Raw genomic sequence first — 12,267 nt, 5'->3', positions numbered from 1 at the left:
AGGCTATCATGGGTGCCGACTTCTCACGCGTTCGTCTCGACCCGCTGCTCGACTTCGCCGGCGTGGAGCTGAAACAGGGCGCGGTGCTGCTGGACGGCGACGCCAACGAGCTGATGGCGATCCTCGATCGCAGGCTGCGTGCACTCGCCAGCGACATTCTCGACCGCGATACGGTGTCCTCGACGACCCCGGATGCATTCAAGCTCGGCGTTGCCGGCAATACGCTCGAGATCGGCAAGGGGCGGCTCTATGTCGACGGTCTGCTCGCGGAGAACCACGGCCTTGCCGATCCCGGCAAGCGCCTGTTCGACGATCTCATGGCCGAGACAGTCTTCACCGACAAGTTGACCTATGAGACCCAGCCCTATCTGCCGGCCAAGGTGCGGCCGCCACTGCCGACCGCCGGCCGTCATCTCGTCTATCTCGACGTCTGGAATCGCGAGCTGACCTGGCTCGAGCGGCCGGAACTGGTCGAGATCGCCGTCGGCGTCGAGACCAGCTCGCGGCTCCAGACGGTGTGGCAGGTGCGCGTGCTCGACACCGATGCCGGCGCCAACACCAGCTGCGCGACGCCCGACGAGGACATGCCGGGTTGGACCACAGTGATCGCGCCATCGACCGGCGTGCTTACGACAGGCACGTTCGACGCAGCTCCGGTGACCGACCCCTGCGAGCTGCCGCCGACCGGCGGCTTCCGCGGCCTCGAGAACCAGCTCTACCGGGTCGAGATCCACGACCCCGGCCAGCCCGGCGGCACTGCGACCTTCAAATGGTCGCGCGAAAATGCCAGCGTCGGCTCGCGCGTCGCCAGCATGATCTCGGCCACCGAACTCGAGCTCGACAGTCTCGGGCGCGACGACGTGCTGCGTTTCAACACCGGCGACTGGGTCGAGATCATCGACGACCCCAGAGAGTTCTCGCAGAAGGCCGGCGAGATGCGCCGCATCACCGTCACCGAGGCGACCCGCCGCATCAGCTTCACACCGGCACTGCCGGCCCTGATGCTGCCGCCGGGATTCCCCAACAGCGATTGGCCGAAGCAGACCAATTTGCGAGTGCGCCGCTGGGATCAGAAGGGAAAGGTGTTCCGGACCGATGCCAGCGGCACGCCGGTGCAGATCGGCGATCTCGATGCCGCCGGATCGACCGGCGTGATCAAGGTGCCCGCCGCGGGCACGACAGTCCTGCTCGAGGACGGCGTCACAGTGAGCTTCGATTCGACCGGGGCTGCGGGCTGTCGTGCCGGCGACTGGTGGGCCTTCGCCGCGCGCACGGCGGATGCCAGCGTCGAGTTGCTCGACCGCGCTCCGCCGCGCGGCATCCATCACCATTATGCACGGCTCGGCATCTGGGATGTCGGCGCCAAGAGTGTCACCGACTGCCGCCACCCGTGGCCGCCGAAAGGCGAAGGCCACGACTGTGCCTGCACGGCCTGTGTCACGGTCGAGCAGCACGAGAGCGGCAGCTTCACCATCCAGGACGCCGTCAACAAGGTGCGCGAGACCGGCGGCACCATCTGCCTCGGCCCCGGCCGTTACGTGCTCAAAGAGGCCGTGGCGATCAACCAGGCGAAATCGGTCCGCATCGCCGGCAAGGGCCCGGCAACGCTGCTGGTGGCGCCGACCGGCGCCTTCGCCATCCAGGACTCTTTTGCGATCGCAATCGAGGACCTCGCGATCCTTTCGCTCGCACGCGACCCCACCATCGACGTCTCGACCTGCATCGGCCTCGGCCTGACCCGTCTCGCCATCGCGGCACTCGGCACCGAGAATGCACAGCTCCCGGCGGTGGTGCTGCGCGGTGTGGTTGGCGGTGCGAAGCTCGCCGAGAACGCGATCTTCGCGCCGGTTGCGATTGCGGGCGGCGCCCTCAAGGGCGTGGAGAACGGTGCCGGCTTCCTGCTGACGGCCGCGGTGACGATCGAGGAGAACGTCCTTCTGTGCCAGCGCGGCGCGATCGCCTTCGCCGACGAGGTGCTGCATCTGCTCGCCACACGGATTGCGCACAACGAGATCATCGGCTGCACCGACACCGCCATCGCCGCGCAGGGCCTTGCGCTTCCCGGCGCCTCGCTGGCTATCGACGGCAACAGTTGCAACGTCACGGCCAACGGCATCGCCTGTGCCGCGGCGGGGCTGTGGATCGAGCGCAACCAGCTGCGCAACTGGTCGCCCGGCGATCACGTCGGCATCGGGCTGATCCCCGGGCTCGACCGCCGCAGCACCGCCACTGCGCATATCCTCGCCAACCAGATCCACGGCTTCGGCACGGCCGGAATCAAGGTGATTGCCGGAGCACAGGACCTGATCATCAAGCTCAACGCGATCGACGCCTGCGGCGCCGGGATCATGCTCGGCGGCGCGACCGACGCCGCAGCCGTCTCGATCGAGAATAACCACATCCGCAACATCGAACCGGTCACCGAGAGCGAGAACGGCACCGTGGTCGGCATCGAGGTGATCCGCGCTGACAGCGCGACGATTGCGGGCAATCTGGTTCGCGCGATCGGCCTGACGGCGGTCAAGTCCGCACTGCGCGCCGGCGTCGTCACCTTCGGCGTCAACCGCCCGCGCGTGGGCGGCAACGAGATCGTCGAGGTCGCGCCCGCCAAGGGGTTTGTCGGCACCAGCGCCGGCATCATGCTGCGCGCGCCGCAGACCCAGATCGAGGTCAATCACAACAGCGTGCAGCGCGACCTCACGGCAGGCGTGGACAATTCAGACGGCAACTGGTTCGCGCTCACCACGGCAGAGGTCAATCCGAAGGTGCCGTTCGGACAAGCCGGCGACAAGATCGCGATCCGGCTCGGCGACGGGCGGATCCTCGCGCTTGGCGCCGACTATGCGTTCGTCAGGGCAAGCCTTGCCGCCAACGACACCGAGGGCGCGCGCGCCGGCATCATCGGCAACATGCTGTCCGCGCGCGGGCCAGCCCCCGCCGTTCTGATCGTGGCCGGCCAGGAATGCCTGTTCAACGACAACCGGGTGGAATCCGGCAGCAGAAGCGTCGCCGTTTCGCTGGAGAGCGCGGTCGCCATCATCAGCACGAACCGGGTGCGCGGCGGCGAAAGCTCGATCCGCCTCACCGGCGCGCGGGCAGTGACCGTGATCGGCAACATCACAACCAGCAACATCATCATCCCCGGCGGCATTGCCAACACGCCGTGGGCGCCACTCAACGTGATCGGCTAATCCGCGGAGATTTCGATGCGCACCTTCATCGTTGGAGACGAGACAAAACTCAAGGCTGTCAGCGAGAAGCTGCTGCATGCCAATCTAAGTCAGGTTCGCAGCGAGGCTGCGCTGAAAGCCTTGCAGGAGGCCAATCCGCATGCCGATCTGAACAGGCTCGCGCGCGGCACTGTGCTGTTCGTGCCGGATACGCCGGGCTTCAAGGTCAGCACCACAAGCTCCGCCACCGAGGGTCCGCTCACAGCCTTGCACGAACTCCTGGATGAGGCGCTCGGCCTCGCGCTCGAGGAGACCGCAGCCGGCAGCAACGCGCGGCTCGCGGATCAGGAGCAGACCGTCAAGGCCTTCGACGACGGCGCGGTGAAGAAAGCGATCGGCGACCCCAATGTGGGCGGCCAGATCCGCGAAAGCGTCAATGCCGTCAGGAAAGGCTTCGAGGCCGATCGCGAGCTTGCCGCACGCGCGGAAAAGAACATCACTGAGGTCGGCAAGGCCGCGATCGCAAAGCTCAACGAACTCGGCAAGCTGCTTGGATGACCTGCTCGCGTGCGGCCCTCGGAGCCGTCACACCGCGCAGTAGCGCTCCTGGATGTCCTTGTCCGCCAGCAGCGCCGCGGCGCTGCTTTGATGCACGACCTCGCCCTGGTCGATGATCACCGCGCGGTCGGCCAGCCGGAGGGCCCATTCGACGTTCTGCTCGACCAGCAGCAGTGTCTTGCCCTCGTCGCGCAGGCGGCGGAACAGCACGCCCATCTCCTCGACCAGGACGGGCATGATGCCTTCCGAGGGCTCGTCGAGCAGGATCATCTTGGGCTTTGCGATCAGCGCGCGGGCGATCGCGAGCATCTGTTGCTCGCCGCCCGAAAGCGTGACGCCCTCCTGATCGAGGCGTTCCTTCAGGCGCGGAAAGGTTTCGGCGATCTCGTCGATCGCGGCGCGCTCCTCGATCTCGCTTCCGGCCGCGACCAGGCCGAGCCGCAAGTTCTCGCGCACGGAGAGACCGGGAACGATGCGGCGCTCCTCCGGCACATAGGCCAAACCGAGATGGAAGCGCTGATGAGCGCGGAGCGGCAGCAGCTCCCTGCCCGCAAAGCGCACGCGGCCGGTCGCCTTCGGCATCAGACCCATCATCGAGCGCAAGGTCGTGGTCTTGCCGGCGCCGTTGCGGCCGACGAGAGCGACCACCTCGCCCTCCTTCACGTGCAGGGAAATGCCGTGCAGGATATGGCTTGCGCCATACCAGGCGTGGAGATCATCGATTTCGAGCAGCGCGGTCTCAGCCATAGCCCTCACTCTGTCCGAGGTAAACCCGTCGGACTTCCGGGTTGCTCCTGATCTCGTCGGGCGCGCCGTCCGCCAGCAGACGGCCGTGATGCAGCACCACGACACGCTTGGACAGGCCGAGCACCATCTTCATCTTGTGCTCGACCAGCAGCACCGTGCGCTTCTCCGCGAGCCGTTCGAGCAGCGCGACCATGTCCTTGGTTTCTTCCGGCCCCATGCCGGCGGTGGGCTCGTCGAGCAGGAGCAGCTCGGGCTCGGAGACCAGCGCGATCGCGATCTCCAGCGCGCGCTGCTGGCCGTGCGAGAGGAATTTTGCCAATTCGGCGCGCTTGCCGAGCAGTCCGACCGCCTCAAGCGCCGCATCGGCGCGCGCATTCAGCTCCGTCAGCCGGGCGCGGTTGCGCCAGATGTCGTAGCTCACGGTCAGCGCCTGCGCCGCCACGCGCACATTCTCGTGCACGGACAAATCCGGAAAGATGTTGGTGATCTGGTAGGAGCGCGAGATGCCCTGATGCACGAAGCGGTGCTGCGGAAGGCCGTTCAGCTCGCGTCCCCTGAAGTGCAGCGTGCCCGACGTCGGGGGCAGCGCGCCGGAGAGGATGTTGAAGAAGGTGCTCTTGCCAGCGCCGTTCGGCCCGATGATCGAGGTGAGCTGTCCCGCCGCAAAGGACACGGTAATGTCTTCGAGCGCGACGAAGCCGCCAAAACGCTTGCCGACCCCCTCGACGCGAAGCAGTTCGCCGCTCATGGCCGCGCCTTTCCGATGCCGAGCGTGTCGAGCAGCGTTCCCCAGATCCCCTTGGGCAGGAACAGCACGAACAGCACGAAGATCGCGCCGACAAAAATCTGCCAATGCGGCGTCCAAAGCGAGATGACATCCTCCAGGATCAGGAAGCTCGCAGCCCCGACGAAGGGCCCGAAGAAGCTGCGCGCGCCGCCAAGCAGCACCATCATCACGATCATGCCCGATGTCTGGTAGTGCAAAAGGTCGAGCGGTACGATCGACAGGTGCAGCGCCAGCATGCAGCCGCCAAGCGAGGAGATCGCACCCGACAGCATGAACACGATCAGCTTGCTGCGCTCGACGTCATAGCCGCACGCCCGCGCCCGCTGCTCGTTTTCGCGGATGGCCTCGATGACGGCACCGAACGGCGAGTTCAGGATTCGCAACTGGAACCACATCGCGAGCGCCGCGAAGGCCATCAGCACGTAATATTTGTTGACGGGGTCAAGGAAATTGACGGGGAAGCCGAACAGGCTGATGCGGTCGACGGTGAAGCCGCGCAGGCCGTTCTCGCCGCCCGTGAAGGACGAGGCCTGCAGCGCGACGTAGTAGACCAGCTGGGCCAGCGCCAGCGTCACCATGGAGAAATAGATGCCGCGGGTGCGCGTCGAGACGATGCCGATTGCGGCGGCAAGGCCGGTGCTCAGGAGGACGGCGATCGGCACCGCGGCGAACCAGGGCACGCCGTAGCGGCCGATCGCAATGCCGGTGAAATAGGCGCCCGCGCCGAAGAACGCCGCCTGCCCGAACGACAGCAGCCCAGTGTAGCCGAACAGCAGATTGTAGCCCATCACCACGACGCCGTAGATCAGGACGTTGACGGCCAGCGCCTGGGACGGCAGCAGCCATGGCAGCACGGCCAGCACCGCGATGGAGAGCAGGACGCGCTGCTCGAGAAGCCAGCCGAGCCCGCGGGACGAGGGCTTGGCGACCGCTTCGCCGCTCGATGGTGATGTCACGCGGTCCTCCCTCTCACGCCGAACAGGCCTTGCGGCCGGATCAGCAGCACAATCGCCATCAGCGCGAACATCACGATGGTCGCCATTTCGGGTGCGAACAGCGCCACAAGGCTGATGGAGATGCCGACCATGAGGCCGGCGACGACCGCGCCGACGATCGAGCCGAGCCCGCCGATCACGGTCACGACGAAGGCCTCCGCCAGTACCAGCGAGCCCATCTCCGGATTGACGCTGCGCATGGGACCCGCGAGCACACCACCGAGCGCGGCAAGTCCGACGCCAAGGCCAAAAATCGCAAGCCAGACCCGGCCGATATCAACGCCGAGCACCTGCATGATGGTGGGATCGCGGGCGCCCGCGCGCACAATGAGGCCGATGCGGGTCTTCTCCAGCGCCAGCCAGAGCACCAGCAGCACCACCGCCACCAGCGCGATGACGAAAAGGCGATAGCGCGGGAAGAAGCCGATGCCGAGATCGAGCACGCCGATCAGCTGCGGCGGGGTCGGAAACGGAATGCCGTCGCTGCCGAACACGATGCGCACACCCTCGACCAGGATGTAGCTGAGGCCGAAGGTGAGCAGCAGCGGATCGTCGATCGAGCGTCCATAGAGCCTGCGGATCAGGACGAGCTCGATCAGCATGCCGAAGGCGCCGATCAGGATAGGAGCGAGCAGCAATCCCCACCAGAAGCTGCCGGTGAGCGATGCCAGATACAGCCCCGCATAGGCCCCGATCATGAACAGCGCGCCATGGGCGAAATTCACCACCCCGAGCATGCCGAACACGATCGTCAGTCCAAGCGCAGTGATCACCAGGACCGCCCCAAGGGCGATCCCGGAAAGAAGCTGCATGATGATCAGCGACAGGTCCATCGGCCAGGCTTCAGGTCGCGTGACCGAGCTCGCTGCAGCTGCGCAGCATATCGTCGGAACCCGAATCGTTGGCGAGAATCGCAAACAAATCGTTGTCGTTCGCCATCGCGGACTTCTTCTTGGACTCCAGCACCAGCACCGACTGCACCGACTGGTGGTCGCATTTGCGGTAATGCTGCGGGCCCTTGGTCAAGTCATATTGCAGCTTCTCGAGAGCATCGATGACCTTGTCGGTGTCGGTGCCTCCGGCGGCCTGCATGGCCGCCAGCAGCGAACCGACGCCGGAATAGCCGTAGGCGCCGTAGTCGGTCGGGATCGCACCACCATTGGCAGCCTTGAACGCCGCGTTGAAAGCGGCCGCCGATTTGCTCTGCGGCTCCAGGCCCCAATAGTAATTGGCGCCGCCGACCACGCCCTCGAACACGTCGGGGCCGACCGCGAGGCGCTGGTTGTGCAGGATGACGGGTACGACGATCTTCATCTGCTGCTTGACGCCGAAATCCACCGCCTGCTTGATCGCGTTGGCCTGGTCGCGGCCGAAATTGGAGATGCAGAGCACGTCCGGCCGCATCGACATCAGGCGCGGCATGAACGTGGAGTAGTCGGCCGCGCCGAACGGATGCAGGATCTCGCCAACGTTATCAGCGCCGGTCGCCGCCTGCGCGCGCTTGAAGCCACGCAGCATCTCGTGGCCGTACGCATAGTCGGCCGCGAGATGGGCGACCTTCATGCCCTTCTTCAGGGTCTGCCGCGCCACGGCAGCGGTCGTCATGTGCGGGTTCAGCGCCTCATGGAAGGTGTATTTGCTGAAATCCTTGGCCTCGTTGATCGTGTCGGACTGGCTGATCGAGACGTAGATCACGCCGCGGGCGCGGGTCACCTCGTTGACGGCGAGCTGCACCGCGCTGGAAAGCGCGCCCACCACGGCGTGGACCTTGTCCTTCTCGATCAGCTCCAGCGTCCGGGTCGCGGCCTCGCCGGCATTGAGCTTGTCGTCACGCACCAGGAGCTCGACCTTACGGCCGCCGATGCCGCCCTTGTCGTTGACGAGCTTGACGGCGAGTTCGGCGCATTTGACCTGATCGCGCGCCTCAGCGGCGAACGGTCCGGTCAGCGGCGTCGGGAAGCCAATGCGAATCGTCTCGTCCGCGGCGCGGCCGAGCCGCGGCATGGCGAGCAGGGCTGCGCCGGCGGAGAGGCCTGCGAGCGCAGTGCGGCGGGATATTGTCGAGGTCGAACCGGATTTGGGCATGATTTCCTCCAACTGTCTTTTTTTAGAAACGTTTCAGGGCTTTCAGGACTTTTATGGGCGTGATCGGAATCGAATTGATCGAGGCGTCGAACGGCGCGAGCGCGTCGTTGACGGCGTTGAGCACACAGGCGGAGGCCGCCGCCGTGCCGGCCTCGCCGACCCCCTTGGCTCCGAGCACGGTGTCGGCGGTCGGCGTCTCGACGTGGCCGATGACGATGTCGGGCATCTCCATCGGCATCGGAACGAGGTAGTCGGCGAGCGAGCCGTTCATGAGCTGCCCGGTCTCGCCGTAGCGGCATTCCTCGAACAGCGCCGCACCCAGCCCCTGCACGATGCCGCCGCGAAGCTGCTCGTCCACCAGCATCGGATTGATGACGCGGCCGCAATCCTCGACGATGAAGTGCTTCAGCACTTTGACGAAGCCGGTCTCGACATCGACCTCCAGCGAACAGCCCTGGATGCCGTTGGTGAAGGCAAAGGGATAGCCTTGTGGCGCGAAATGATGGCTGACGGTGAGCTGCGCCTGCGTACCGGGCGGCAAGGTGTCGGAGCGGAAATAGGCGATCCGCGCGATCTCGGAGATCGGCAACCGCTGGTTCCGGGTCACGGCGTCGACGACCTCGCCATCGATGATGTCGAGTGCCGACGGCTGCTCCTGAAGAATGAGCGCGGCAATCTCCAGAATATTGCGCTTGAGCACGCGCGTGGCCTGCAGCGCGGTCTCGCCGCCGATGCCGGCGCCACGGCAGGCCCAGGTGGCGCCGCCATGCGGCGTCACCTCGGTATCTCCCGTGATGACCTTGACGTGTTCCTGCGCAAGGCCGAGCTGATCGGCCACAATCTGGCTGATGATCGCCTCGGTGCCCTGCCCCTGCTCGGTGACCGAGATCAGGCAGCGGACCTCGCCCGACGGCGTCAGGCTGAGGATCGCGCCGTCCTGCGACGAGATGCGCGCACCGCCGACGCCGTAGAAGGCCGGGCTGGGATTGGTGATCTCGACGAAGGCCGCAATGCCGATGCCGCGATAGATGCCGCACTTGCGTAAATCGGCCTGCTCGGCGCGCAACGCCTCATAACCCATCATCTCGTGTAGGCGCTTCAGGCAGGCCTGATGCGACAGCGCCTCGAAGCGATAGCCGGTCGGCGAAGTCTGCGGATAGGCATCGTCAGCGATAACGTTCTGCGCGCGGATGGCGAAGGGATCGAGGCCAACCTTGACCGCCGCCATGTCAACCAACCGCTCGGTGACGGCGCAGGCGATGGGATGGCCGACGGCGCGATACTGGCTGGTCTGCACCTTGTTCTGGAAGATCACCTCCAGCGTGGCGCGATAGTTCTTGAAACGATAGGGCGCGCCGATCAGGCGGATCACCTGGTTGCCCTCGACCACGCTGGTGCGCGGATAGGTCGAGAACGCGCCGATCGCGGTTAGGTCCAGCACGTCTATCGCCAGAATCTCGCCCTTGGCATCGAGCGCCATGCGGGCGCGGACGCGATGATCGCGGGCGTGGATGTCGGAGACAAAGGACTCGATGCGGTCGGCGACGTATTTGACAGGACGGCCGAGCAAGATCGAGAGACCGACCACCGCCATGTCCTCGTGATAGACATGCAGCTTCATCCCGAAGGAGCCGCCGATATCTGTCGCGATCACGCGAACACGGGCCTCGGGGATGCCATAGTGGCGCGAATAGAGATCCTGGAACTGGTAGGGCGTCTGCGTCGCGTGATGCACGGTGAGTGCGCCGGCGGCCGGGTCGTAGTCGGCGACGATGGCGCGCGGCTCCAGCGTCACCGCGGTATGGCGGCCGAAGGAGAACTCTTCTTCCACCACGTGGGCGGCCTGCGCAAATGCCTCGTCGACTGTGCCGTTGTCGAGCTGGCTGCGGAAGCAGGTGTTATTTGCGGTCCCCGGATTGATCAGCGGGCCACCAACCTCGCGCGCACTGTCGATATCGACGACGACGGGGAGGTCCTCGTAATCGATCTCGATCAGCTCCAGCGCATCTTCCGCAATCGCCCGGCTCTCGGCGACGACGGCCACCACAGCCTGCCCGGCCCACACCACGCGGTCGAGCGGCAGCGGCAATTGCGGAGTCGACGTCATGCCCTTGAAGTGGTCGAGCGTGCCGGTCCAGGGAGTGCAGATCCTTGCGAGGTCCTCGCCGGTGGCAACGAGATGCACCCCTTCGAGCGCGCGCGCTTGCTCGGTATTGATGGCGACGATCTTCGCGTGCGCATGCGGACTGCGCAGGAACGCGGCATAGAGCATGCGCGGCAGCTTGAGATCGCTGATATAGCGTCCGCGCCCGGCAAGCAGCCGCTTGGCGTTCGGCCGCGGCACGGACCGGCCGATATAGGAGTTGGGACGGTCGAGCGAGGTCAGCGGCGCGGTCATGCCGGACCCCCGTCTTCGCTGCGTGCTTTCGCCACGGCGTCGATCGCATCGACGATCGCTTCATAGCCGGTGCAGCGGCAGTAATTGCCCGACAGCGCGTCGCGGATTTCGTCGCGGCTGGGCCGCGCCACCTGCGAGAGCAGTTCATGGGCATTGACCAGCATGCCCGGCGTGCAGAAGCCGCATTGCAGCGCGTTGCGGCGATGGAATTCGGCCTGGAGATCGGCAATCACGCCGCTCTCGGCAAGACCTTCGATGGTATTGATCTTGGCGCCATCGGCCTGCACTGCAAAGATCAGGCAGGAGTGCACAGCGCGGCCGTCGAGCTGCACCAGGCAGGCGCCGCAGGCCCCCATCTCGCAGCCCGCATGCGTGCCGGTCAGTTCGAGCGCGTTGCGCAGGCAATCGACCAGCGTCTCGCGCGGCGCCACCTCGCAGGCGACCTTGCGGCCATTGACGACGAAGCGGACCCGCACGGTCTCGCCCGCGTCATCCAGCAGGGTTTCGTCAAAACCGCTCATGCGCCCTCACCCAGACGTCCGAGCAGGCGGCCGAGCAGCACGCGGGCGAGATGCAGCCGCATCGCCGGCGGCACCTCGTCGCTGTCGGGTGGGGCGAGATCGCCTTCGAGCGCCGCTTGCGCGGCGGCGATACGTTCAGGATCCAGGTTCGAGCCGATCAGAGTTGCCTCAGCGCCCTTCACCCGCGTCGGTGTATTGCCGACCGAGAAGAAGGAAATGCGGATGTCGTCGATGCGTTCGGCTGTGAAAGTCGCAAGCATGCCGCATCCGACCAGAGCATAGTCCCCGCGCCGGCGCGCCAGCTCGTCGAACGCAAAACGCTGATCGGCTTTGAACAGCGGAACGTAGATCGCGGTGATCAGCTCACCGGGTTGCAATGCGGTCTCGAACAGCTCGACGAAGAAGTCGTCGGCTTTCACACGCCGGCTGCCGGAAGGGCCGGCGATCTCGATCTCGGCATCGAGCGCCAGGGTCATCGCCGGGAATTCGGAGGCAGGATCGGCGAGCGCGACGCTGCCGCCAATGGTGCCGCGGTTGCGGATCGCGGGATGGGCGACAAAAGGCGCAGCAGCATGCAGCAGCGGCGCGAATTCGGCGATTAGCGGCTCGCTCAGCATCTCGCAGTGCCGCGTCAGCGCGCCGATACGCAAATAGGCGCCTTCGCGCCGGACGCCGCGCAACTCGCCAATATGGGTGATGTCGATCAGCAACCGCGGCGCTTGTAGCCGCAGCGATAACGCCGGCACGAGGCTCTGGCCCCCGGCAATGAAGCGCGCGTCATCGCCGGCGCGGGCATGAGCATCCAGCGCCTGGTCGATCGTCGCAGCACGAAAATAGCTGAAAGCCCTCGCCTTCACCGCCGTTTCCTCGATATCCGTCGGCTCATCAGCCGGGATGCCAGATTTGTAACCATCTGGTCTCAAAATCCTGACACGCCGCCGGGAGGCGGTCAACAGGAAATGACCATTTGGTCACAAATGCACCTTTGGGCTAAGAAGGCAGCCGG

10 protein-coding genes are annotated in these 12,267 nt (G+C 65.7%); 2 read left to right on the top strand and 8 right to left on the bottom strand.

The window, feature by feature from the left end; genetic code table 11:
- Positions 1–8: 8 nt before the first annotated feature.
- Complete coding sequence (locus AB7531_RS12535; RefSeq protein WP_063981946.1) at positions 9–3,191, top strand: DUF6519 domain-containing protein; 3,183 nt, start codon at positions 9–11, stop codon at positions 3,189–3,191.
- 15 nt (positions 3,192–3,206) lie between these two features.
- A complete protein-coding gene (locus AB7531_RS12530; protein WP_028152189.1) occupies positions 3,207–3,728 on the top strand; it encodes a hypothetical protein in 522 nt (173 codons plus the stop codon).
- Between the two features lie 27 nt (positions 3,729–3,755).
- Here the strand turns inward: AB7531_RS12530 and AB7531_RS12525 are convergent, their stop codons facing one another.
- The 8 genes from AB7531_RS12525 to AB7531_RS12490 are packed head-to-tail and all read right to left on the bottom strand — an operon-like array spanning position 3,756 to position 12,118.
- The gene (locus AB7531_RS12525; protein ID WP_063981945.1) at positions 3,756–4,475 is read right to left on the bottom strand and encodes an ABC transporter ATP-binding protein; all 720 of its coding nucleotides are present in this window, start codon (positions 4,473–4,475) and stop codon (positions 3,756–3,758) included.
- Complete coding sequence (locus AB7531_RS12520) at positions 4,468–5,223, bottom strand: ABC transporter ATP-binding protein (RefSeq protein WP_063981944.1); 756 nt, start codon at positions 5,221–5,223, stop codon at positions 4,468–4,470. Before AB7531_RS12520 ends, AB7531_RS12525 begins: the two co-directional genes overlap by 8 nt.
- Positions 5,220–6,218 (bottom strand): branched-chain amino acid ABC transporter permease, encoded by a 999-nt coding sequence (locus AB7531_RS12515; protein WP_063981943.1) that lies wholly within the window; start codon positions 6,216–6,218, stop codon positions 5,220–5,222. The genes AB7531_RS12520 and AB7531_RS12515 overlap by 4 nt, the downstream gene beginning before the upstream one ends.
- Positions 6,215–7,090: a branched-chain amino acid ABC transporter permease gene (locus tag AB7531_RS12510; RefSeq protein ID WP_063981942.1), complete on the bottom strand. Its 876-nt coding sequence runs from the start codon at positions 7,088–7,090 to the stop codon at positions 6,215–6,217. Before AB7531_RS12510 ends, AB7531_RS12515 begins: the two co-directional genes overlap by 4 nt.
- 10 nt (positions 7,091–7,100) lie before the next feature.
- Complete coding sequence (locus AB7531_RS12505; protein WP_063986203.1) at positions 7,101–8,342, bottom strand: ABC transporter substrate-binding protein; 1,242 nt, start codon at positions 8,340–8,342, stop codon at positions 7,101–7,103.
- Positions 8,343–8,364: 22 nt separating this feature from the next.
- Positions 8,365–10,740 carry a xanthine dehydrogenase family protein molybdopterin-binding subunit gene (locus AB7531_RS12500; protein WP_441279960.1) on the bottom strand — a complete coding sequence of 792 codons (2,376 nt, stop codon included), beginning with the start codon at positions 10,738–10,740 and terminating at the stop codon, positions 8,365–8,367.
- The gene (locus tag AB7531_RS12495) at positions 10,737–11,261 is read right to left on the bottom strand and encodes a (2Fe-2S)-binding protein (protein WP_063981940.1); all 525 of its coding nucleotides are present in this window, start codon (positions 11,259–11,261) and stop codon (positions 10,737–10,739) included. The genes AB7531_RS12500 and AB7531_RS12495 overlap by 4 nt, the downstream gene beginning before the upstream one ends.
- Positions 11,258–12,118: an FAD binding domain-containing protein gene (locus tag AB7531_RS12490; RefSeq protein ID WP_063981939.1), complete on the bottom strand. Its 861-nt coding sequence runs from the start codon at positions 12,116–12,118 to the stop codon at positions 11,258–11,260. The genes AB7531_RS12495 and AB7531_RS12490 overlap by 4 nt, the downstream gene beginning before the upstream one ends.
- Positions 12,119–12,267 lie beyond the last annotated feature (149 nt).

Source organism: Bradyrhizobium sp. 63_E2_N1_3 (genome assembly GCF_052076005.1).
Lineage (GTDB): Bacteria > Pseudomonadota > Alphaproteobacteria > Rhizobiales > Xanthobacteraceae > Bradyrhizobium > Bradyrhizobium barranii.
Note: the sequence above shows the minus strand (reverse complement) of the source record. Positions and strands in the feature narration are given on the sequence as shown.

Coding starts and splice junctions, on each gene's coding strand:
- AB7531_RS12535 (WP_063981946.1), top strand. CDS start 9: ATGGGTGCCGACTTCTCACGCGTTCGTCTCGACCCGCTGCTCGACTTC.
- AB7531_RS12530 (WP_028152189.1), top strand. CDS start 3,207: ATGCGCACCTTCATCGTTGGAGACGAGACAAAACTCAAGGCTGTCAGC.
- AB7531_RS12525 (WP_063981945.1), bottom strand. CDS start 4,475: ATGGCTGAGACCGCGCTGCTCGAAATCGATGATCTCCACGCCTGGTAT.
- AB7531_RS12520 (WP_063981944.1), bottom strand. CDS start 5,223: ATGAGCGGCGAACTGCTTCGCGTCGAGGGGGTCGGCAAGCGTTTTGGC.
- AB7531_RS12510 (WP_063981942.1), bottom strand. CDS start 7,090: ATGGACCTGTCGCTGATCATCATGCAGCTTCTTTCCGGGATCGCCCTT.
- AB7531_RS12505 (WP_063986203.1), bottom strand. CDS start 8,342: ATGCCCAAATCCGGTTCGACCTCGACAATATCCCGCCGCACTGCGCTC.
- AB7531_RS12500 (WP_441279960.1), bottom strand. CDS start 10,740: ATGACCGCGCCGCTGACCTCGCTCGACCGTCCCAACTCCTATATCGGC.
- AB7531_RS12495 (WP_063981940.1), bottom strand. CDS start 11,261: ATGAGCGGTTTTGACGAAACCCTGCTGGATGACGCGGGCGAGACCGTG.